8 protein-coding genes and 4 pseudogenes are annotated in these 23,808 nt (G+C 67.5%); 7 read left to right on the forward strand and 5 right to left on the reverse strand.

Annotated elements, in window-relative coordinates:
* Nucleotides 1-633 precede the first annotated feature (633 nt).
* Nucleotides 634-1,920, forward strand: coding sequence for a PPE family protein (locus SHTP_RS11225; RefSeq protein WP_096370632.1), 1,287 nt, complete (start codon nt 634-636; stop codon nt 1,918-1,920).
* 351 nt (nt 1,921-2,271) lie between these two features.
* Here the strand turns inward: SHTP_RS11225 and SHTP_RS11230 are convergent, their stop codons facing one another.
* Nucleotides 2,272-2,826 carry a TetR/AcrR family transcriptional regulator gene (locus tag SHTP_RS11230; RefSeq protein ID WP_011740974.1) on the reverse strand — a complete coding sequence of 185 codons (555 nt, stop codon included), beginning with the start codon at nt 2,824-2,826 and terminating at the stop codon, nt 2,272-2,274.
* 471 nt (nt 2,827-3,297) lie between these two features.
* Here SHTP_RS11230 and SHTP_RS30690 point away from each other — a divergent pair, with 471 nt between their 5' ends.
* Nucleotides 3,298-6,411, forward strand: coding sequence for a PE family protein (locus SHTP_RS30690; protein WP_197706241.1), 3,114 nt, complete (start codon nt 3,298-3,300; stop codon nt 6,409-6,411).
* Nucleotides 6,294-10,865 (forward strand): annotated as a pseudogene (locus SHTP_RS28830) (PE family protein); the annotation flags it as partial. The gene SHTP_RS30690 and the pseudogene SHTP_RS28830, both read left to right, overlap by 118 nt.
* Here SHTP_RS28830 and SHTP_RS28835 read toward each other — a convergent pair.
* The 3 genes and pseudogenes from SHTP_RS28835 to SHTP_RS11255 form a co-directional block, all read right to left on the reverse strand.
* A pseudogene (locus SHTP_RS28835) lies at nt 10,862-11,535 on the reverse strand (cysteine hydrolase family protein). The pseudogenes SHTP_RS28830 and SHTP_RS28835 sit on opposite strands and share 4 nt — an antisense overlap.
* Before the next feature lie 92 nt (nt 11,536-11,627).
* Nucleotides 11,628-12,077 carry a DUF6941 family protein gene (locus SHTP_RS11250; RefSeq protein ID WP_012394376.1) on the reverse strand — a complete coding sequence of 150 codons (450 nt, stop codon included), beginning with the start codon at nt 12,075-12,077 and terminating at the stop codon, nt 11,628-11,630.
* Between the two features lie 218 nt (nt 12,078-12,295).
* A pseudogene (locus SHTP_RS11255) lies at nt 12,296-14,128 on the reverse strand (DUF4407 domain-containing protein).
* 225 nt (nt 14,129-14,353) lie between these two features.
* On the opposite strand from SHTP_RS11255, the gene SHTP_RS11265 reads away from it, so the two are divergent.
* A complete protein-coding gene (locus SHTP_RS11265) occupies nt 14,354-14,917 on the forward strand; it encodes a hypothetical protein (protein WP_012394378.1) in 564 nt (187 codons plus the stop codon).
* A gap of 255 nt (nt 14,918-15,172) precedes the next feature.
* Nucleotides 15,173-15,512, forward strand: a pseudogene (locus SHTP_RS11270) (SRPBCC family protein).
* A gap of 107 nt (nt 15,513-15,619) precedes the next feature.
* On the opposite strand, the gene malQ reads toward SHTP_RS11270, so the two are convergent.
* A complete protein-coding gene (gene malQ / locus SHTP_RS11275; protein WP_096372429.1) occupies nt 15,620-17,791 on the reverse strand; it encodes a 4-alpha-glucanotransferase in 2,172 nt (723 codons plus the stop codon).
* 324 nt (nt 17,792-18,115) lie between these two features.
* Between malQ and eccB the strand changes: the two genes are divergently transcribed.
* Nucleotides 18,116-19,639 carry a type VII secretion protein EccB gene (gene eccB, locus SHTP_RS11280; RefSeq protein ID WP_036426618.1) on the forward strand — a complete coding sequence of 508 codons (1,524 nt, stop codon included), beginning with the start codon at nt 18,116-18,118 and terminating at the stop codon, nt 19,637-19,639.
* Nucleotides 19,636-23,802, forward strand: coding sequence for a type VII secretion protein EccCa (eccCa, locus tag SHTP_RS11285; protein ID WP_096370635.1), 4,167 nt, complete (start codon nt 19,636-19,638; stop codon nt 23,800-23,802). The genes eccB and eccCa overlap by 4 nt, the downstream gene beginning before the upstream one ends.
* The last annotated feature ends 6 nt before the right edge of the window (nt 23,803-23,808 follow it).

Genomic DNA, 23,808 nt, shown 5'->3' on the forward strand with positions numbered 1-23,808 from the left:
CTGCGATCGGCCGGGCTATCCAGCCATCGGCGATGCCGCGTGGACCCCGGTCAAATAACTCGGTGTGCAGTGCGTGATTTCCACACCGGGGACTGGGTCTTTGATGCCATGGTCGCGATTCACGTTGACTCCCGCGGCAGGTTCAGTGTCAATCCTGTTGACAGAAAATGGTTTTGGCCAGACTCACATGGAATTAATGTGCGCTAGCCAGCCCCGAGGTTCCATGACCATGAGAAATGGTCAGAAGGCGTCCTCATTGGAAGTCCCAGTGCCGCCGAAGTACTGACGAGCCCCCATACGCTCACTACCGTATGCCGCACATTCCGGTCGCGATGACGCGTTCACGGGAGTTGCTAGGACGGAACGGGGTTGATCGATACCTCGATTGGTGGTGGGTATCGGCGGTCACCCCGCAGCCTCTATCGGGGCAGGGCGAGGTCGAAAGGGGCTTATGGTCGTGACGCGATTAACTTCCGAGGGTTCGGCAACGGCCAGCAAGACGATGCTTCCGGTATCAAATCTGGCGAATTGGCAAAGCGGGGCGGGGTTTTCCAGTCGAACCCTGGCCGGGCTCGGGGACGCCGGTGGCGATATCGCGACAGCGGTTTCACGTGCAACTTCAAGAGGTCTGTAATGACGGCGTCCGTATGGATAGCCTGGCCGCCGGAGGTACTTTCGAGTGCATTGTGGAGTGGCTCGGGCCCTGGTCCGCTGTTCACCGCCGCCGCGGCGTGGGGTTCGCTGGGGGCTGAATACGCCACGGCGGCAGAGGAGTTGGCTGCAGAACTGGCGGGGATGCAGGTCGGGGCGTGGCAGGGCCCTGGTGCCGAGAGTTGCATGGCCGCATATCTGCCCTACCTGCAGTGGTTAGCTCAGAACAGCACTGTCTGCGGTGAATCGGCGGCCCAGCTCGAAATCGTGGCATCGGCATATATCAGTGCGTTAGCGGCGATGCCGACCCTGACCGAGCTGGCGGCCAACCACACCACTCACGCGGTGTTGTTGGGGACGAACTTCTTCGGTATCAACACTATTCCAATTGCCCTCAATGAGGCCGACTACGTCCGCATGTGGGTGCAGGCCGCCACCACGATGGGCGTCTATGACGCGATCTCGGCTGTGGCGCTGGGCTCAGCGCCACACAACTCGCCCGCGCCAGTGATCCTCAAAGATCGTGAAATGGGACCGGCCGGTAGTGCGGGGAGCACCGCGGCCCTGGGCGGCACCGAGGTCATCGGCAGCATCTGGTCGTGGATCGTCGGGATGCTTGTATGGGTCTGGCAGGGGATTCTCGAAGTGGCCTATTTGGGCATAATGGTCGCATTTTTGTTTTGGGAGTTCTTCATACCTCTGCTGTTGTCATTGCTGCAGGGTCTCCTTGGGCTAATTGGAGGGCTACTTTCAGCTATCGGCGGGTTCCTTGCCGACTGGGTTCCGTTTCTCTTGGGGGCCGTTGTGGCGTTGTTGTGGAACTATCCGCTGGCGACGTTGCTATTGGTGCTGGGTTCAAGTGCTCTCGTCCCACTTGGCCTCGGTGCCGCGGCCGCGATTACCTTGCCAGTCGCGTTGCCGCTTGGCATTGGCGGCTACGTCAACTATCGGGAGCAGTCGGCGCCCGATTTCTCCGGCGCCGAATCCGATACCGGCACTGATCGGATCACGTCCCACCCCCTCGATTCGGATTCCGCGACCACTGATGACTCGGTCGACGCGAACCCCGTCGAGATGATGGCACCGAGGCACATACCTGCGGAGGTGGCGCAGCCGTCTCGCGAAGTGGCTACGGTGGCGGGCTTTGCCGATACTGCTGGCTCCCCAGCGACGGCTTCGGCTAGGAGTTGGTCGACATCAACTGCTTCAGGTATCCCGATGGTCCCGTCAACGTGGGCCACGAGTGCCGTCGGGGCCGGCCAGCAATGATCTCCCCGGATGAGGTCCTTCAGGTGCGGTATGGCTGACTACCAGTCCAGCTTCGGTGGCGAGCAAGCCGACACTGGTCCGGGAAGTGACTGCCGGACATCTGAATTGATCCGACAATGCGGAAATGCGGCCGCATCGGCTGTGGCCAGGTGGGTGCCGCGCCCAGCGCCGGTACCAATATCCCATCTCGAGATAACACGATCACCCGCCGTAGCGGGGATATCAGCGATGCGTCGCAACGCTGTTTCGGGCGATGGACTTCCAGTTCGACGGCACCGCCTGCGGTGGGAGACTGCAGCCCCAGGCCGCGCGGCACCGGGACCCACTCACGGGTATCCCTCGCGGCCACCGCTACTCGGCGAATACTGGTGCGACGAACTTCTCGACCATGAGGCGTTCGACGTCTTCGCTTTCGGCCGGCCAGTACATCAGCGATAGCACTACGCGGACCACCCATCTCGCGGCGTGGGGATCACCGCCGGCAAGTCCGGTGAGGTCGCTGGCCACACCCGCAAGCAGCGGCGAGTCGGCAAGCCAGGCGACTTCCTGAGTGCCGCCATGAATCGAGCTGATCATGAGTTGGCCGAGCGGGTCGGCTCGAATGCGTTGGACCGACAAGATGATCGCGGCGACGACGCGTTCTCGGCCGCTAAGATTCTCCACCGCCGAGCGGACCGAGTCGGCGATGCGTGCGGCAGCGCGTTTGACGACAACGTTGCGGATGTCGTTCTTACCGCCGACGTAGCGATAGACGGTCGCGCGCGAACAATGGACGAGGGTCGCAAGCCTGTCGATGTCGAGTTGGTTGATTCCCTCGTGGGCGATGAGGTCGGTGGCGGCGTCATAAATTCGATCGGCGGCGGCGCGGCGCCGATCGCCTCCGACGAGCCAGTCGTCGTTGGGCACTGGTCAGTGTCCTCCCCGCTCGAAATACCAAGTGGCAAGTTGTTCAAAGTAAATAACATTCTTCCGCACAGAGGTGGCGAATCAGGGTGTGGCGCAAGGTTTGGTCCCCCGCGGCTGATCTTGGTGCCAGCATGTCGATGTCAAGGGCATCCACTCCGGTGTTCGAGATGGGATGGATCAGGGCTTGGTCTGAGAGTTCCGGGCGGGTCGGTGATCACCTCGTGTGAGCCACATTCTTACCTTTGCGTACTGAAAGCCGCCCCCCGTTTTTGAGAAATTCATAACTTCTCAATGTGAGACGGACTCGACCATCTATCTGGCTGCGATCACAGGTCGAAGCCCCGGCCTGAGACGACGTCGGGTGCCGCTAGCGGGCCTGTGTATCAAGTGTGTGCGACGCCGTTGACCTCGAAATCTGGGCTGGCAAGGCTGGCCCACGGAGCTCTCGTCAACGAGTGGGTAGGGGTGGGAATGTCGTTTGTGAATGTGTTGCCGGAGTATGTGGCCGCGGCTGCGTCAGACCTAGCGCGGATCGGGTCTTTGGTCGGCACCGCCAATGCACAGGCCGCGGGGGCCACTACCAGCGTGCTCGCCGCTGGTGGCGATGAGGTGTCGGAGGCGATTGCGGAGCTGTTCGGCGCACACGCTGTCGAGTATCAGTCCATCAGTACGCGGATGGCGGCCTTTCACGACGACTTCGTGCAGACAATGCGCGCGGGAGTGGGGTCCTACGCGGCCGCCGAGGTGGGCAATGCTGCACCCCTGCAGGCCGTGGAACAGGCTGCGCTGCAACTGATCAATGCTCCCACGCAATCCTGGTTCGGGCGTCCGTTGATCGGCAACGGTGCCGATGGAGCTGCCGGCACCGGGCAAGCAGGCGGGGCCGGCGGCATTTTGTGGGGCAATGGCGGCAATGGCGGATCGGGAGGCGCTGGCCAGACTGGCGGCGCTGGTGGGGCGGCGGGATTATTCGGTACTGGCGGTGCCGGGGGCGCGGGCGGCGCTGCCGGCGCGTCGGGCACCGGTGCTGCTGGCGGGGCCGGTGGCAGCGGCGGGATTCTCTACGGCAACGGCGGAATTGGCGGCGCCGGTGGACAAGGAATGGTCGGAGGTGCGGGAGGCTCCGGTGGTTGGTCCGGGCTCTGGGGCGCCGGTGGTGCCGGTGGGGCCGGGGGCGGCGGCGCCCTCGACGGCGGGGTCGGTGGCGCTGGCGGTAACGCGGGGTTGCTGGATGGCGGTGGTACCGGTGGCGCCGGTGGTGGTGCTGGTTCGGGCGACGGCGGGGTCGGTGGCGCCGGCGGTGTCGGCGGAAGCGGTGCAGCTGTCGGTACCGGTGGCAACGGCGGTGTGGGGGGCGACTCCGGAATTTGGGGTAGCGGCGGGCGCGGTGGTGCCGGCGGGGATGGCGGCACCGGTTTGGCGGGCGGCGCCGGTGAGTCCGGTGGAGCCGGCGGTGACGCGGGTAACGGCGGCGCCGGTGGTAGCGGTGGCTGGTTGATCGGTGCCGGTGGGGCGGGAGGCGCGGGCGGTATCGGGGGCACCGGTGGCGCCGGTGGTACCGGAGCCGACGGGCTCGTGCCGGCTAGCGCCGGTGGCACGGGCGGCAACGGCGGCAGTGGCGGCGCCGGGGGCATCGGCGGCGCTGGAGGCAAGGGCGGCCTGATCCGCTTCCTGGGCGGTGAGGGTGCCGGTGGGACCGGCGGCCAGGGCGGTACCGGTGGGGCCGCTGGTGATGGTGGCGCCGGCGCCACGGGCACGTTCGCGGGCGGGGGCGATGGCACCGGTGGACCCGGTGGGCGCGGCGGCGACTCGGGCCTGGGTGGCGCTGGCGGCGCCGGCGGGTCCGGATCGACTACGGGCGACCGCGGCGCGGACGGGGCTATTGCCACGACCGGCGGCAACGGCGGCAGTGGTGGCCGTGGAGCCGACGCCGTCAGCGCCGGAGGCGGCGGTGGTGTCGGCGGCGACGGTGGTGATGGTGGTGCCGGCGGCACCGGCGGCGCTGGTGGACAGGGCGGAGACGGCGGTCAAGGATTCGACAACACCAGTTTGTCGCTCGACGGCAGCGACGGTGGCAACGGCGGAGCCGGCGGAGCCGGCGGAGCCGGCGGCTCCGGTGGCAATGGCGGTGCGGCTGGCCAGGCCCAGGCCACCGGCTTCGCCGATGGCACGCAGGGTGTCGGAGGCGACGGCGGCACCGGCGGGGCTGGGGGCGACGGCGGTAACGGAGCCTCCGGCACAAATAGCTTCGGAGGCCTCACGCCCGGACAGGACGGTGGCGACGGGGGCGACGGCGGGGCGGGCGGAATCGACGGAGCCGGCGGCACGGGCGGAGCGTTGGCGGGCCACGGTGGCGACGGCGGCGATGGCGGTAACGGCAGCACCGGAGGTAAGGGGGGTGACGCCAGCAACGGCGCCAACGGAGTCGCCGGGGGCAACCTCAACGCTGGGGACGGCGGGGACGGCGGGGCCGGGGGTGATGGGGGCGCCGGCGGCAACGGCAACGACGCCGGTCAGGCGCAGGCGGCTGGATACTCCGACGGCACCCAAGGAGCCGGTGGTGACGGCGGCAACGGTGGCGAGGGAGGGAATCCGGGCGATGGCGGCGACGGCGCGAATGCGGCGGCGGGTTCCGGTGCGACCGGTGGAAATGGCGGGGACGGCGGTGATCCCGGTGCTGGGGGAGCTGGCGGCAAAGGCGGGACCGGTTTGACCACGGGGAGCACCGGCAAGGCGGGGACCAGTCCCACCAGTGGTGGCGACGGCGGCGACGGGGGCACCGGTGGCAGCGGCGCTACCGGATCCAAAGGGGGGACCGGTGGGGCCGGTGGCGACGGTGGGCTCTACGGCAACGGCGGCGATGGTGGCACGGGCGGCACCGGCGGCAAAGGCGCCACGGGTGCCGGCGGCACGACGCCGGGTCTGCCCGGCGACGCCGGTGCTACCGGAGGAACCGGTGGTGACGGCGGGGCCGGGGGTCTCGGCGGAGCCCAAGCCGGCGACGGTGGCGCTGGCGGTGCCGGCGGCACGGGCGGAGTCGGCGGCCAGGGCGGCACCGGCGCCACGGGTTTGTCGATGCCCACGGGCTCGGGCGTGCAAGGTGGTAGCGGGTCTACCGGTGGTTTGGGCGGCACCGGCGGAACCGGCGGGACGGGAGGACTCGGTGGCCAGGCCCAGGCTGGCGGGTTCCAGGACGGCGTCGACGGCGCCGGGGGCGCCGGTGGCCAAGGCGGAATCGGTGGGACCGGCGGAACCGGCGGTGCTGGCGGCACCGGTAGCTATGCCACGGGGTTTGGTACCGGCGGAACCGGGGGTACCGGCGGTACGGCCGGCCAGGGCGGCAGTGGGGGCGGTGGCGGCCTCAGCGGCGACGGATCGAGCATCGGCGCAACGGGGGCATCGGGCGGTGGTCTTCGATCGGGGCGGCCAATGCCGCGGCAGCGGGACCGACCACGACGGTGCTGTCCGCTGCGGCCGATGAGGTGTCGGTGGCGATCGCGACGTTGTTCGGTACTCACGCGGCCGAATATCAATCGCTCAGCACCCGGATGGCGGCGTTTCACGAACAATTTGTGCAGACGCTGACTTCGGGCGCCGGAATTTATGTCAGCACGGAGACGGCTAATGCATCGCTCATATCGGCCTTGCAACTCGCGGAACAGAATGCGCTGAACGCGATTAATGCGCCCACACAGTCGTGGTTGGGACGTCCGTTGATCGGCAATGGCGTGGATGCAACGCCAGGGTCCGGCCAGGCTGGTGGGGCCGGGGGCTTGCTGCGGGGGAACGGTGGTGCCGGCGGCTCGGGAGCGGCTGGTCAGTCCGGTGGTGCCGGCGGGTCGGCCGGGTTGTTTGGCAATGGCGGCGCCGGCGGAGCGGGTGGAATCAACGCGGCGGGCAACGGCGGTAGTGGCGGTGTCGGCGGGCGTGGCGGGTTGGTGTACGGCAACGGCGGCGTCGGCGGTGCTGGCGGACAGGGTGCGTTGAGTGGCGGTGCCGGCGGTGCCGGCGGAGGGGCCTGGTTGTGGGGTGCCGGCGGAGCCGGTGGATCCGGTAGCGGGGGCCTCGCTAGTGCTGGTGGTGGCGGTGGTGCCGGTGGAAATGCGGGTCTGATCGGCACCGGCGGTCTGGGTGGCGCTGGCGGTGTTGGCGGCCAAGACGGCGGGGCCGGCGGCGACGGCGGCAACGCCCCGCTGCTGGGGCGTGGCGGCGCAGGTGGTGTGGGCGGTGCCAGCGACGGCTTCGGCAACGGTGGGGCCGGCGGTGACGGCGGCGTCGGTGGGCGCTTGTTTGGCAGCGGTGGGGTCGGTGGCTCTGGCGGAGCGGGCGGCGTGGTCGGAACTGGCGGTGACGGCGGCTCCGGTGGCGCTGCCGCCGGGTTGTGGGGTGCCGGTGGCAGCGGGGGTGCCGGCGGAAACGGCGCCGACGGGATATCGGGCGGGATTGGTGAGTCCGGCGGCGACGGCGGCAGCGCCGGCAACGGTGGTGCCGGCGGGCGGGGTGGCTGGTTGATCGGTGCCGGCGGCGCGGGAGGCTTGGGCGGCGTCGGGGGGCTTGGCGGAGCGGGCGGTGCAGGTGCCAACGGGATTGTCGCGGGTAGTGCTGGCTACGGTGGTGGAAGCGGTGGCAGCGGCGGAGTCGGTGGGGTTGGCGGAGATGGCGGCAAGGGCGGCCTGATCAGATTCTTGGGCGGTCGGGGTGCCGGCGGGTCTGGTGGTGCTGGCGGGGCCGGCGGCGCCGCGGGTGATGGCGGTGATGGGGCCGCGGGTTCATTCCTGACTGGAAGTGGCGCCGGTGGTGCCGGCGGGCAGGGCGGTGACCCGGGTGTGGGTGGTGCTGGTGGAGCCGGCGGTCGCGGCTCGGTCGTGGGTGACCACGGCGTCGCCGGGCAGAGCCCGACCACTGGCGGCGACGGCGGTGACGGTGGGGATGGGGCCAATGCCAGCACCGTGGGTGCCAGCGGTGGTGCTGGTGGGGCTGGTGGTGATGGTGGCCGGTACGGCAACGGTGGTGTTGGTGGTGCTGGTGGTGATGGTGTTGCCGGCTATGTCGGGATGTCGGTGGTTGGGGGTGATGGTACGGGCGGTGGGGACGGTGGTGGCGGTGGTGCTGGCGGGGCCGGTGGGATGGGCGGTGCTCTGGCTGGCCACGGTGGTGCCGGTGGTGCTGGTGGAGACGGTGGTACCGGGGGTATTGGTGGGGACGGTGGCCGTGGTGCTGACGGTACCGAGCTGAGCCTGGACGGCACCGCTGGTGGCAGTGGCGGTATGGGTGGTGTTGGTGGGGCCGGTGGCAACGGTGGTGCGGGTGGGCTGGCGCAGGCTGCGGGATTTTCCGATGGCATCCGAGGTGTCGGGGGAGCCGGTGGTGATGGTGGGGCCGGTGGAGGCGCCGGTGATGGTGGCGATGGCGCGAACGCGGCCGCCGGCTCGGGGCTGGCTGGGGGCAATGGTGGCCACGGTGGCGATAGCGGCGACGGCGGGGATGGAGGGGCTGGTGGAACCGGCTCGGTTACCGGTGCCCACGGCGCGGATGGGCTGACCCAGACCACTGGCGGCAACGGCGGTGACGGCGGTAACGGCGGCAGCGGTACGACGGGTCCCACCGGCAGCACCGGGGGCGCTGGCGGTGCGGGCGGCGACGGCGGGCGCTACGGCAATGGCGGCAATGGCGGCACCGGAGGTACCGGATCGATCGGCACGGCCGGGTCGAGCGATGTGGTGGGTGCCAACGGCGGTGCCGGTGGTTCCGGTTGGGCAGGTGGCGACGGTGGCGATCCGGGCCTGGGCGGGGGCGGTGGGGCTGGTGGAGCCGGCGCCACCACCGGCGCTCATGGCGCAGACGGGCTCAGCCCCACCGCCGGCGGCAACGGCGGCAAAGGCGGCAACGGCGGCAGCGGTGCAATCGGTGTCGCCGGCGGGGCGGGAGGTGCCGGCGGTGACGGCGGGCTCTACGGCGACGGGGGCGACGACGGTACCGGCGGTAATGGTGGCGCGGGCAAGGCTGGGGTCGCAGGTGTCTCAGCTGGTAGCAACGGTGAAGCCGGCGGACAGGCCGGCGACGGCGGCGTGGGTGGAGCAGGTGGCAAGGGCGGGGCCAATGCCGGCAATGGTGGCACCGGTGGCAGTGCCGGCGACGGCGGTGTCGGCGGAACTGGCGGGGCCGGCCAGGTCGGTACCACGGGCCCGGCAGGTGGCGCGGGCGGTGAGGGCGGTGACGGCGGCAAGGGCGGTACCGGCGGCCGCGGCGGTAATGGTGGCGCCGACGGTACCGCGCAGGCGGTGGGCTACAGCGACGGCAGCCAGGGTGTCGGCGGTGACGGCGGGGCCGGCGGAACTGGTGGTACGGCCGGCAACGGCGGCAACGGCGGCAACGGCACCTGGGCAGTCAACAACGGGGTCGGCGGCAAGGGCGGCAATGGCGGCAACCCCGGCACCGGCGGGACCGGAGGGTCCTTCGGCACCGGTTCCCAAATTGGCGACCATGGCAGTACCGGCCACTTGGGTGACGGCGGCGACGGCGGCACCGGCGGTGCTGGGGCGAACGCGACCGCTCCCGGACAAGACGGAGCCGCCGGTGGTGCGGGCGGTAATGGTGGCGTAGTCGGCGACGGCGGCACCGGCGGCAAGGGCGGCAACGGTGCCGCCGGCACGGCAGGCTCCTCGGGTGCCGCGTCAGGAGAAGCCGGCAAGGACGGTGGTGACGGCGGTAAGGGTGGTGCCGGCGGTGCCGGCGGCAACGGCGGGACCGCCAGGGGTGACGGCGGAGCTTGCGGTGCCGGCGGTACCGGCGGATCCGGCGGCGACGGCGCCGACGGCACCTCGGGTCTGTCCGGTGGTGCTGACGGTACGGCCGGTGGGGCCGGCGGCGATGGTGGTGATGGCGGTGCCGGAGGCGCTGGCGGTGCCGGTGGCAAGGCTGTGTCCGGTGTGGGCCAGAACGGCAGCCAAGGGGCCGGGGGTAACGGCGGTGCCGCTGGTGACGGCGGCAACGGCGGCAACGGGCACAACGGCAACAACGGCAGCGTTCCGAGCGGCGGGACCGACCGAGACGGCGGCGACGGCCAGGGTGGTGGCGATGGCGGGGCTGGCGGCGCCGGCGGGGCTGGCGGCAACGGCGGCGCCGCGGGCGCTGGTGGCGGTGGCACCCGAGGAGCCGGTGGTGACGGTGGAGACGGCGGCAACGGCGGATTCGCCGGCACCGGCGGTCTTGGGATGGACGGACTCGACGCCACCTTGACGAATCGCGCAGGCAACGGCGGGGACGGTGGTAGGGGCGGCGAGGCCTTTGCCGGCGGGGCCGGCGGCGCTGGCGGGACTGGGTCCACTCAGGGCAGCACCGGCACGACCGGCGCCTGGAGAGCCGGCGGTAACGGCGGCTCGGGTGGCGACGGCGGCGACGGCTTCGGTCTCTGGAACCCAGGGGAGGGTGGTCGAGGCGGTTCCGGCGGAGACGGGGGCACCGGTGGGGACGGTGGTGACGGCGGCAACGGTCTCGCCGAAATCTGGGGAGGCAGAGGTGGTAATGGGGGCGACGGTGCGATCGGGCCTGGCGGGGATGGCGGGGACGGCGGAGACGCCCCGAACCAGCAACCCGTAAGTTACAGTTCGGCTGCCTACGAGGGCGCTGATGGCGGTGACGGTGGCAACAGCACCATCGGCGGGAACGGCGGGAACGGCGGCAGGGGCGGCCCCGGATACGATGCGAGCGTTGGCATCGAGGCAAAGGTGGGTGGCACTGGCGGTGACGGCGGGAACGGCGGCAACGGCTTCAACGGCGCCGGCGGGGCCGGTGGTGACGGCGGCACCGGTGGCGCCGGCGGTACTGGGGCGCCCGCACCGTTCGGCAGCGGGGGTGCCTACGGAGGTACCGGCGGCCACGGCGGCACGGGTGGCAGCGGCGTCATCGGTGGTATCGGGGAAGGCGGCAAACTCGGCGACGCTGGCTCAGGGGGCAATCCGCCCAACGGCGACACCGGGTCCGGCGGGTCCGGTGGTGCCGGCGGCTCCGGTGGTGCCGGCGGCGATCCCTCCAACTAGCGTCTTGCCAGGACCGCTCGCGGGGTGTCGGCGTGGGTGCCGCCCAGTTCCGCGTGGGCCTGGCTGTCGCGGATTTTGTCGAACGCCTCGAGGAGCGCCGCGCCGGTGGGATGGGCGCCGAACACACCGCCCTGCATGGTGATCATCTTCAGGGCGGCAAGGTGATTGGCGTAGTCGGTCGCGCCGGTGCAGTCAGAGAGCAGTAGGCACTCGTACCCTCGGTCGTTGGCTTCGCGCATCGTGGTGTGGACACAGACATCAGTGGCGATGCCGGTGAAGATCAGATGGGTGATACGGCGGGTGGTGAGGATCAACTCCAGATCGGTGGCGTAGAAGCTTCCCTTGCCAAGTTTGTCCACGACCTTTTCTCCTGGCAACGGCGCCATCTCCGGGATGATCTCCCATCCCGGCTCACCTCGGGTGAGGCCTCGCGGGTGTGCACAATCAGCAGGCCCAGCTTCCGCGCGGTTTCGAGCACGGTCTGCGCCGGGCCCAGGGGAACACGTACCAAAGACAGGTCGTAGCCCATGGTGTCGACATAGCCGCCTTGACCGGCGAAGTCGACTTGTCAGTCGATGTTGACTAGCGCTGTCCGCCCGATGGCAATGTCGCCATCGAAAGGCCAGATGTACGGGTCGGCATCGACGGTGACTTGATCCTCAGTGCTCATTGAACCGCTCTCCTGCTGCAATCGATATCACGCCGTCCGGTGCAACGCCACCACGAAAGTGTCTTCCGCGGTGGGCATTCCGGCGCAAGCCATCACTCCGAAGGCGCCGGTGGAACACCGGGGCCGGTCACCACGAACGACTCGACCGCCGTGGCTCTGGCATAGCCTTCGACCTCCACTCGCCACTCATATATGCCCGGTTCCAGCGGAATGCCGGCAGGAATGTTGAGGGTGAGCGGCATCCGAACCGACGTACCGTGGATAGCGCCGGGCGGTCGCCCTGCCTCGGCGGAGGCTTCGAAGAGCACACGCTGCGGTCCGTTCGGCCCCGGCACCACGACCAAGTCACCATCGGTAGTCAACAGCTGGCACTTCAGCTTGTGCTGCTTGTTGGTCTCATTCCAGTCAATGTCTACGAAAAGCACTAAAGCAAAAGGGGGCGTGGGTGTTTGGCACTGTCGCCAACCCAGGCCGAGGGTGTGGATCTTTCCGGACTGAACGTCGGCATGGGCGGCATCGGCAAGAAAGACGCTGACCTTCATGCGCGGACCCGCATCCCGACCGCTCGTGCGGGGAACTCCTTTGGGCTAGACCCTGCGTTTACCGCCGTGATGAGATCCACGAGATTCTGTCCTGCTCCCAATCCGTATGAAATCCGGCCAGATACAACGGTGGGTGTCACTGCTGTCGGCACCGATTCCACGCGTCGGCAGGATAATACGCCGCCGCTGTGGTGCGACCGCTGTCGCAAGCCGCACGACTATTTGCCGGGCGGGAGCTGGCGCGGACCGTCGGGCGACCGCAGCTCGCGTGGGCCCTCCCGTTCGGCCAATTCGCGCCGGCCGTGCTGCTTTGTCGTCCCGACCGGCAGTCCCACCACATCTGCGGCAGGCACCTGCCCCAGCGAGGGCTGCCCCTGGTGGGTTTCCAGTCCTTCGCCGTCTTCGGCCCAACTGCCCGATTCGGCGTCTCCGCGCGACGAAGCGATGCGATTGACGGGGGCTGGAGCATCGGCACCGGCGGATTGGGGTGCGGGCTGCTCGCGATGGTCGTCGGAACTCTCGGTGTTCACCGTTACCTTGCGCGTGCGCTTGAACGAAAAAGCGATCTCCTCAACTTCTTCGAACACCTGACGCGCGCTGCGGATCGGCTGGGTGGTGTTGTCGATGACACGCGCGACGAACGGGGGCACCAACGGGCGAATCCAGCGCGCCGCGGCTTTTGTGGCGTCAGGAATCGACGGGATCAGCGGCGCCGCGCGGTCCTGCTCGTGCCGCTCTACCGTCGGGCTCGACTCGACCTGCGCCGGAAGGTGATGGGTCGTGTCAGTATCGGCTTTCGCTGCCCCGGCCGGCAATTCTGCGACTGCCCGGCTGGCGGCGGCTTCTGCTTCGGCTGCGATCGGCAGATACATGTCTTCCTCCACTGGCTCGTCGGTACGTTGCGACGAAGCGTGCATCGGAAGCTCCAGTGCTTCGATGACGCGGCGGCGTTGTTGCGCACGGTCGATTTCGGCCTGGGCCTCGAGGGCCATACGGGTCTGATTGAGTTGGTACTCGGCCCACATGATTTCGGCGGCCTGGCGCACTTCGGCCCGTTTGACCGCGATAGCGGTGTCCGCGTCGAGCTCGGCACGCTCGCGCTGCGCGCGCGCCGCCGCATGGCGGTCGTGAGTCGTCTCGCCCCGCCAGAGCCACAGGATCAGCGGCAACAAGTACACAAGCGCAAAGAACGCGATCGTCAGCAGCCGCAACGCCAACGCGCCCTTGCTGGCGAATGTCAGCGCGTTCATCGCCACCCAGCGCGTGCCCAGCCCGCCACCAGCGTTGGCGACCACCGCGCGTTGGGCTTCGGCCAGCGCTTGCTCATCACGAGCCACCTTGGCGTCCAGGTTGGATGCTTGGCGAGCCCGGGCCGCCAGCGCGTTGTCCAACTCGCGTTGCGAGTCCGCGAGAAGCTGATTCGCCGTTCGTGTTTCGGGTCCGCGACCGGGAACGCCGGTGATCCTGGTCTGTGGGCAGTCTGCCGTGGGGTGGTACTCGCACCGGGCAACCACCAGGGCGCTATCCAGATGGACGCGAGCTTCTTCGACCGCGTTGTCCAGCGAGCGGCGCGCCGTGCGCGATTGCCGTAGCGACTCCGAAGCCGCTGCCACGGCCGGGGCTGTCTGCGCGTTGCGCAGGGCATGTTCGTCGAGGTATCGGTCAATCGAACCGGAGAATGCGACAAGCGCGGCGAGCTCGCCCACCACCACGCCGACGGCGACCGCGACCGCGGCGCGTCACACGATGCTGGGCCAGCGTCGAGTGAGAGCACTAGCGGTGCCGCGGGTAACCGCTCCAATCAGCAAGCCGAACACCAGTGTCACGCCAACCACGGCCCAGCCGGGCCAGCTCACCGATTCGCTCACCGCCAGCCCGGCGACGAGCCAGGCCAACACGGCTCCGAAGGCCAGAATAGCGCCCGCGACGGCGTGCGTGGACCTCTCATGGCGCTCACCGGGTTCACGCCAGTGCCCGCCACCAAGCCAGGTGAGCTGCCCCTCGATCCGCGAGGTGGTCGAGCGCTGCTCAGGATATTTCTGGGCGCACATCAGACTCCAAACACCTCCAATTAGTTCAAGGGTGGCAGGCCGGCGCCCGACACACCGAATCGAGGCGGCCGCATGTGGGGTTGTTCACAAGTCACCAGCTCATGTTGCAGATCACACAGGTCGATACCCCACCGGCACTCGCTGTCCTGCGCCCAGGTGGCATATTTGTGCGACGCGAGCGGATCAGTGTCCATTTCAGCAGGCGACATGAGACGGTATAAACCTATGCAAAATCACGACTACGTCTCCTACGAGGACTTCGGCCGCAGGTTTTTTGAGGTTGCAGTCACCCCGGACCGCGTCGCGGCGGCGTTCGCCGACATCGCGGGCAGCGAGTTCGCGATGGAACCGATCGCTCAGGGCCCCGGAGGCATCGCCAAAGTCAGTGCGAAAGTCAAAATCCAGGATCCGCGGGTGACCCGAAAGCTGGGTGATCTGATCACCTTCGTCATCCACATTCCCTTGTCGATCGATCTTCTGTTGGATCTGCGCCTCGACAAGCAGCGATTCTCGGTGACCGGTGACATCGCGTTGCGCGCGACCGCGCGCGCCGCCGAGCCGCTACTGCTGATAGTCGACGTATCGAAACCGCGTCCGTCGGACATCACGGTCAATGTGTCCTCGAAATCCATCAGGGGAGAGGTCCTGCGCATTCTTGCGGGCGTTGACGGTGAGATTCGGCGTTTCATCGCCCAGTACGTCGCGGACGAGATCGACGCACCGCATTCACAAGCCGCGCAGATCATCGATGTGGCGACCCAGTTGGACGACGCCTGGACCGGAATCTAGCCAGATCCCCTTGGTCCGGCTAGCCGATCGTCATCAATCCCGTTGTCCGACAGTGCGATCAATAGCTATCGCCGGGGCTGCTGGCCTGATGGGGCAACCGCTGACAACTGCTTAGGGCGCCGCCCCGCTGGGGTCGTTTCTCGTTTAGCTGCCGGCCGGGGCTGGGTATGCGAACCCGAACGACGCCCCCGGTCCTGTTTGGGGACGAGCCGGTGTCGCCGGCAAGAGGGGCAACAGGGGGAGTGGGGCTGGCTCATGGCTAGCGTGGAGGTTTCGACGTCATCGGATCTCGAGCCCGCTACCGCCTGGACGGTCGCTTCGGATCTAGACCGGTTCGATGAGCTTCCGCAACGTCATCGGCTGGACGGTTACCGAATACGACCAGCCGAAGTACATAGAGCTGCGGGGGCGTGGGCGGGGCGGAGTGCGGCTCGCGGTGGCGATGACCGTCGCGGCGGGTCACCCGGGATCGGTATTTCACCTGACCGCCGATATGACGGGGGGTCCGCTAGGTGGGCCGATTGGGCGGCTGGTAGCCAGAATCCTCCGATCCGAGGTGCACACCTCGGTGCGCAACCTGGCGCAGTTGCGGTAGCCCAGAGCGATGGCCTGGCTTGAATCTGCAGTCACGCAACGGTTTTAGCGAGACAGCTGGCAGCGGCCAACTTGGCGCCACGCCCGTCGCCGCCGAAGCCGACCGGACTACCGGATACTTTCTGGCGTCGTCTGATCGCGAACGGCGTTGGCCAGCCTGGCGGCCCTGGCATTGCTGAAGATGTCTTCCAGCAGCACCTGGCGGCCGTCGGGGCCGGCCAGCGGAACTCGCCAGTTCGGATACTCGTCTGTGGTTCCCGGCTGATTTTGGGTCTGCCGATCGCCAACCGCGTCGGTCAGTGCCACCCCCAGCAGCCGTGACGGTGTCCGCCCCAGGTAGCGATACAACGCGAGCACGACCTGTTCGGGGTCGTCTTCCGGCCCGGCTGTTACGCCGGCTCCGGCCGCTTCGTCGAGTAGGCCAACGCGGCGCAATTCCGCTAGCCAGGCGGCTCGCTCCGCCCGGTATGCCTCCAATTCGACCTCCACCGGTCGGGTCAACAGCCCCAGCGTTTCGCGCAATCGCACGTGGTCGCCGGCCAGGTACCCGGCTGTCGGCGGAAGATCGTGCGTGGTTACCGACGACAAGCAGTACTCCCGCCAGCGTTCGGCCGGAAGCGGGTCACCGTTTCCGTCCCGGTCGAGCTCAAACCACAAGATCGAGGTGCCCAGCAAGCCGCGCAGGAGTAAGTAGTCACGCACCCAAGGTTCGACGGTGCCGAGATCCTCGCCGACGACCACAGCTCCGGCGCGATGCGCTTCCAGCGCGACGATGCCGATCATGGCCTCGTGGTCGTAGCGCACATAAGTACCCTCGGTTGGGGCGGCTCCCTCGGGAATCCACCAGAGCCGGAACAGCCCGATGATGTGGTCGATCCGGACCCCGCCTGAGTGCCGCAGCACAGCCTGGATGAGCGCGCGAAACGGCTGGTACTCCTGCTGCTCGAGTCGGTCCGGCCGCCATGGCGGTTGCGACCAGTCCTGCCCGAGCTGATTGAACTCATCCGGGGGTGCGCCCGCGGTGACGCCCAAGGCCAGCACGTCCTGTAGGGCCCACGCGTCGGCCCCGTTGGGGTGAACGCCCACGGCGAGGTCATGCATGATCCCCAGCGACATGCCGGCACCGGTCGCTTCCGACTGCGCCGCGGCTAGCTGCTCGTCGAGTTGCCACTGCAACCACCGGTGGAAGTCGATGGCATCCGCGTGCTTGGTCGCGAAAGCCGCGATGCCAGAGGCATCGGGATGCTGCAGCGGCTTCGGCCAACGGTGCCAGTCATCGCCGTACCGCTCGGCCAGCGCGCACCAGGTGGCGAAGTCATCCAAAGCTCGGCCCTGCCGGTCGCAGAACGCGGTATAGGCCAGCTCACGCCCCGCCGAGCGGGGTACCCGGTGGACCAGGGTGAGGGCTGCGCGCTTGGCCGCCCATATCCCGTCGCGGTCGATGACGGCGACCTGGTCCGCCCCCCGTTGCACGTTCTCACGCAGTTGGCGTACCCGCCCTCGCTTGGGTAGATCGGCGTATTCCGGAATCGCCTCGACACGAAGGTAGATCGGATTGAAGAATCGCCGGGATGTCGGCAGGTAGGGCGAGGGCTCCATGGGCGCGGTCGGTGCCGCCGCATGCAGCGGGTTGACCAATACATAGTCGGCGCCATGGCGGTAGGCCGACCAGAGCGCCAAATCAGTCAGGTCCGTCAGGTCTCCGATACCCCAGGACCGCCGCGATCGAACGCTATAGAGCTGCGTGGCCAGGCCCCAGGCTCGACGGTTTCCGAGCTTTTCCGGCAGCCCCAGCCAATCCGGGGTGATGATGAGGGCCGTGCTGGTCTCGTAGTCGTGGGATCGCAGATACACCCGGTGGTAGCCGATCGGCAGATCGGTAGGCAGCACGAAGCTGGCTTCGCCGATCCAGCGACCGTCCAGCTCGAACGGCGCAGCGAAGTTGTCGATCTGCGCCACCTCGCCACGCAGCGTGCCATCCTCGAGCTGCAGCCAGACGTCGGCCGGAGCGCCGTGAGTGACATGCGCCCAAAAACGCGTTTGCGCGCCAGCACGCGAGACGATGGTCGCCGGCAACGAGCGCGTCCAATACGACCGCAGGTTCTCGGTCAGGGCGGCGTTGCGCCGCTGTTTGGTGTCCGCCCGAACGCCGAGGGCAGCCAGCACGGCCACCAAAGTGTCCTGAGAGACGGGTATGCACTGGCCGCTCCAGTCCTGGAACTCGGTGGCGATGCCGTACCGGCGGGCGAGTTCGACCAGCGAGGGCGCAAGCTCCGTCATGTCGCCCATCTTGCGTCCAACCCTGAGGACGCGTCGCGCGCAGGGCGACCTTGACGGGGCCCACCCACCCGACATCGACCGCATCGTCGCACTGCGCCGCAGGTCAGCGACCTTCGGCCGGGTGTTTGCCACTTGGCGCGCCACGCCGGCGATTCGCCGCTAACATGCACAGGAGACACAGCGAATCCTTGGGGGGTCCAGCACGGTCAGCGTCGCATGGCGACTTCTGGCCCGGTGCCCTACGGTTGTCAACGTGATCAGCGTTACGCCGGGTATCCAGGCCAGCATCCAGGCGTTCTGAAACAGAGCGAAAGGTGATCTAACGTGGCTGAACAAGGCCGCGGACAGCGGGGGTCAGGCTACGGCCTCGGGTTGTCGACGCGGACGCAGGTAACGGGTTATCAGTTCCTGGCCCGTCGAACCGCGATGGCATTAACCCGCTGGCGCGTGCGGATGGAAATCGAGCCGGGCCGTCGTCAGACGCTTGCCGTCGTTGCATCGGTGTCGGCGGCGTTGGTGATCTGCCTGGGATCGCTGCTCTGGTCGTTCATCAGCCCCTCTGGCCAGATCAACGATTCTCCGATCATCGCCGACCGCGATTCCGGCGCTCTCTATGTTCGGGTAGGGGACCGGTTGTACCCAGCGCTCAACCTGGCGTCGGCACGACTGATCACCGGGCGGGCTTCCAACCCGCATCTGGTTCGGGGAAGCCAGATCGACTCGATGCCGCATGGGCCGCTGGTGGGTATCCCTGGCGCGCCGTCGGACTTCAATCCAGCAAGTCCTGCCACGTCGTCCTGGCTAGTGTGCGACACCGTAGCGGGTCCGTCGACCATGCCGCAGTCGCCGCACGGCGTAACGGTGACCGTTATCGACGGCACACCCGACCTAACTGGTCACCGGCGGGTGCTGAAGGGCTCCGACGCGGTGGTCTTGCGCTACGGGGGTGATGCCTGGGTGATCCGCGAAGGACGTCGCTCCCGCATCGACGCCACAGACCGGTCGGTACTGCTGCCGTTGGGGCTGACGCCCGAACAAGTCACTCAGGCACGTCCGATGAGCCATGCGCTCTATGACGCGCTGCCGGTTGGACCGGAGTTGGTAGTTCCGGAGGTGCCCGATGACGGTGCGGCGGCGACGTTCCCGGGTGCTCCCGGGCCCGTCGGGACGGTGATCGTCACGCCTCAGATCAGTGGACCGCAGCAGTATTCGCTGGTCTTGACCGACGGTGTGCAGACTCTCCCGCCACTGGTGGCCCAGATCCTGCAAAACGCGGGACGCCCGGGCAACACCAAGCCGGTCACGGTGCAGCCCTCCTCGCTGGCCAAGATGCCGGTGGTCAACAGGCTGGATCTGTCCGCCTACCCCGACGACCCGCTGAATGTGATGGACATTCGGGACAATCCCTCAACCTGCTGGTGGTGGGAACGGACCGCCGGTGAGAACCGGTCCCGGGTTCAGGTGATTTCCGGACCCAACATTCCAGTCGCGCCACACGAGATGAACAAGGTGGTCGACTTGGCGAAGGCGGACATGTCCGGCCGCGAGGCTGACCAGGTCTATTTCGGCCCCAACTTTGCGAACTTCGTCGCCGTTACCGGAAACAACCCGGCCGCCCAGACAACTGAATCGCTGTGGTGGCTTACCGAAGCCGGTGCGCGATTCGGGGTTGAGGACACCAAAGAAGCGCGTGAAGCGTTGGGATTGGGGTTGACGCCCAGCCCGGCACCCTGGGTGGTGCTGCGGCTATTGCCACAAGGCCCGACGTTGTCACGTGCGGATGCGTTGGTGGAGCACGACACGCTACCGATGGATATGAGCCCAGCAGAGTTGGTGGTACCGAAGTGAAACGTGGATTCGCCCGGCCGACGCCCGAGAAGGCGCCGGTAATCAAGCCCGAAAACATCGTTCTGCCAACACCGTTGAGCATCCCCCCGCCAGAGGGGAAGCCCTGGTGGTTGATTGTCGTTGGCGTCGTCGTGGTCGGCCTGCTTGGCGGCATGGTGGGCATGGTGTTTGCCAGCGGTTCGCACGTTTTCGGCGGCGTCGGCTCGATTTTCCCTATCTTCATGATGGTCGGAATCATGATGATGATGTTCCGCAGCGTCGGCGCGGGCGGACAGCAGCAGATGAGCCGCCCCAAGCTCGATGCGATGCGGGCCCAGTTCATGCTGATGCTGGACATGCTGCGCGAGACGGCTCAGGAGTCTGCGGACAGCATGGACTCCAACTATCGCTGGTTCCATCCGGCGCCTAGCACCCTGGCAGCGGCTGTCGGTTCGCCGCGAATGTGGGAACGCAAACCCGACGGCAAAGACCTCAACTTCGGGGTCGTGCGCGTCGGTGTCGGCATGACCCGCCCCGAGGTGACCTGGGGTGAGCCGCAGAACATGCCGACCGACATCGAACTCGAGCCGGTGACCGGTAAGGCGTTGCAGGAATTCGGGCGCTATCAAAGCGTCGTCTACAACCTGCCCAAGATGATTTCGCTGCTTGTCGAACCCTGGTATGCCCTGGTCGGAGAGCGCGAGCAGGCGTTGGGACTGATGCGTGCAATCATCTGCCAGCTCACCTTTTCGCACGGGCCTGACCACGTGCAGTTCATCGTCGTCAGTTCCGATCTGGCCGAGTGGGAATGGGTGAAGTGGCTTCCGCACTTCGGTGATTCACGGCGCTACGACGCGGCGGGTAACGCGCGGATGGTTTACAGCTCGGTGCGTGAGTTCGCCGCCGAGCAAGGCGAGCTGTTCGCCGGACGAGGGTCCTTCACGCCACGGCACGCCAGTTCCTCGGCGCAGACGCCGACACCGCACACCGTGATCATCTGTGATGTCGATGACCCGCAGTGGGAGTACGTGATCAGCGCAGAGGGCGTCGACGGGGTGACGTTCTTCGACCTGACCGGTTCCCCGATGTGGACGAACGTCCCGGAGCGGAAGTTGGAGTTCGACAAGACTGGTGTGATCGAGGCGCTGCCCCGCGACCGCGACACCTGGATGGTGATCGACGACAACGCCTGGTTCTTCGCCCTGACCGACCACGTGAGCATCGCGGAGGCGGAGGAGTTCGGTCAGAAGTTGGCCCAGTGGCGGCTGGCCGAGGCATACGAAGAGATCGGTCAGCGGGTTGCCCACATTGGCGCTCGGGACATCTTGGCCTACTACGGCATCGACGACCCGGGCAACATCGACTTCGACTATTTGTGGAGGAGCCGCACTGACAGCATGGGCCGGTCGCGGTTGCGGGCGCCGTTCGGCAACCGATCCGACAACGGTGAGCTGCTGTTCTTGGACATGAAGTCCCTCGACGAAGGTGGTGACGGCCCGCACGGGGTCATGTCGGGTACCACGGGTTCCGGTAAGTCGACGCTGGTGCGGACCGTGATCGAATCGCTGATGCTCGGACATCCGCCCGAGGAGCTGCAGTTCGTGCTGGCCGACCTCAAGGGTGGTTCCGCGGTGAAGCCGTTCGCCGGCGTGCCACACGTCTCGCGAATCATCACCGACCTGGAAGAAGACCAGGCGCTGATGGAACGCTTCCTGGACGCCTTGTGGGGCGAGATCGCCCGGCGCAAGGCGATCTGTGACAGCGCGGGTGTGGACGACGCCAAGGAGTACAACTCGGTTCGCGGCAGGATGCGCGCACGCGGCCAGGACATGGCGCCGCTGCCGATGCTCGTGGTGGTCATCGACGAGTTCTACGAGTGGTTCCGCATCATGCCGACGGCGGTCGACGTGCTCGACTCGATCGGCCGGCAGGGTCGTGCCTATTGGATCCACTTGATGATGGCCTCGCAGACCATCGAGAGCCGTGCCGAAAAGCTCATGGAGAACATGGGTTACCGCCTGGTGCTGAAGGCACGTACTGCCGGGGCCGCCCAGGCGGCGGGTGTGCCCAACGCGGTGAATCTGCCGGCGCAGGCAGGTCTGGGCTACTTCCGGAAGAGCCTCGAAGACATCATCCGGTTCCAGGCCGAATTCCTCTGGCGGGACTACTTCCAGCCCGGCATCACCGTCGACGGCGAGGAAGCGCCGGTGTTGGTGCACAGCATCGACTACATTCGCCCGCAGTTGTTCACCAACTCATTCACCCCACTCGAGGTAACGGTGGGCGGACCCGAGATCGACAAGGTGGTCGCGCACGCCAACGGCGAAGTGGTCGAGGAGGCCGAGGCCGAGGCCGAGGAAGAAGGCATCCGAGTGCCCAAGGTGGGTACCGTGATCATCGATCAGTTGCGCAGGATCAACTTCGAGCCCTACCGGCTGTGGCAACCGCCGCTGACCCAGCCCGTCGCGATCGACGACCTGGTCAACCGGTTCCTCGGGCACCCGTGGCAGAAGGAGTATGGGTCCGCTCGGAACCTGGTGTTCCCGATCGGTGTCATTGACCGCCCGTTCAAGCATGACCAGCCGCCGTGGACCGTGGACACCTCTGGTCCCGGGTCCAACGTGCTGATCTTGGGCGCGGGTGGATCGGGCAAGACGACCGCGCTGCAGACACTGATTTCCTCGGCGGCGCTGACTCACACGCCCGATCAAGTTCAGTTCTACTGCCTGGCGTACAGCAGCACCGCGTTGACCACGGTTTCCAAGCTGCCTCACGTGGGTGAGGTGGCTGGCCCGACGGACCCGTATGGCGTGCGTCGGACGGTGGCCGAGCTGCTGGCCTTGGTGCGTGAGCGCAAGCGCAGCTTCCTGGAATACGGAATTGCCTCGATGGAGATGTTCCGTCGGCGCAAATTCGGTGGGGAAGCCGGTCCGGTGCCCAACGATGGCTTCGGCGATGTGTACCTGGTGATCGACAACTACCGCGCTCTCGCCGAGGAAAACGAGGTGCTGATCGAGCAGGTGAACCTGATCATCAACCAGGGACCCTCGTTCGGCGTGCACGTGGTGGTCACTGCCGATCGTGAATCTGAGCTGCGGCCCCCGGTGCGCAGCGGGTTCGGTTCCCGCGTTGAACTGCGCTTGGCCGCGGTGGAGGACGCCAAGCTGGTGCGTTCTCGGTTCGCCAAAGATGTCCCGGTCAAGCCCGGCCGCGGCATGGTCGCGGTCAACTACGTCCGGCTGGACAGCGATCCCCAGGCGGGCCTGCACACATTGGTGGCGAGGCCGGCGATGGGCAGCACCCCCACCAACGTCTTCGAGTGTGACAGTGTCGTTGCGGCGGTCAGTCGGCTCACGACCTCCCAGGCGCCGCCGGTGCGTCGCCTGCCGGCGAGTTTCGGTGTGGATCAGGTGCGCCAGCTCGCCGCCCGGGATACCCGTCAAGGTGTTGGTGTCGGCGGAATTGCCTGGGCGATATCGGAATTGGATCTGCAGCCGGTGTACCTCAACTTCGCCGAGAACTCGCACTTGATGGTGACGGGCCGGCGCGAATGTGGGCGTACCACAACGTTGGCCACGATCATGTCCGAGATCGGGCGGTTGTATGCACCGGGCGCCACCAGCGTTCCCGCTCCGCCACTCGGGCAACCTTCGGCGCAGGTTTGGCTGATCGACCCGCGCCGTCAGCTGCTGACCGCGCTGGGCTCCAACTATGTGGAGCGGTTCGCCTACAACCTCGATGGCGTCCAGGCGAAGATGGGCGAGTTGGCCGCCGTGTTGGCCGGCCGGGAGCCACCACCTGGGCTGTCAGCCGAGGAGCTGCTGTCCCGGTCGTGGTGGAGTGGTCCGGAGATCTTCCTGATCGTCGACGACATCCAGCAGCTGCCACCGGGCTTCGATTCGCCGCTGCACAAGGCCGCTCCCTGGGTCAACCGGGCCGCTGACGTCGGTTTGCATGTCATCGTGACGAGGTCCTTCGGTGGTTGGTCGTCGGCAGGTAGCGACCCGATGTTGCGGGCGTTGCATCAGGCGAATGCGCCGTTGCTGGTGATGGATGCCGATCCTGACGAGGGCTTCATTCGCGGCAATATGAAGGGTGGCCCGCTGCCTCGCGGCCGAGGCCTGCTGATGGCCGAGGACACCGGCGTATTCGTTCAGGTTGCCCTGACCGAGGTGCGAAAGTAAGACCGG

Source organism: Mycobacterium ulcerans subsp. shinshuense, from assembly GCF_002355775.1.
Taxonomy (GTDB): Bacteria; Actinomycetota; Actinomycetes; order Mycobacteriales; family Mycobacteriaceae; genus Mycobacterium; species Mycobacterium marinum.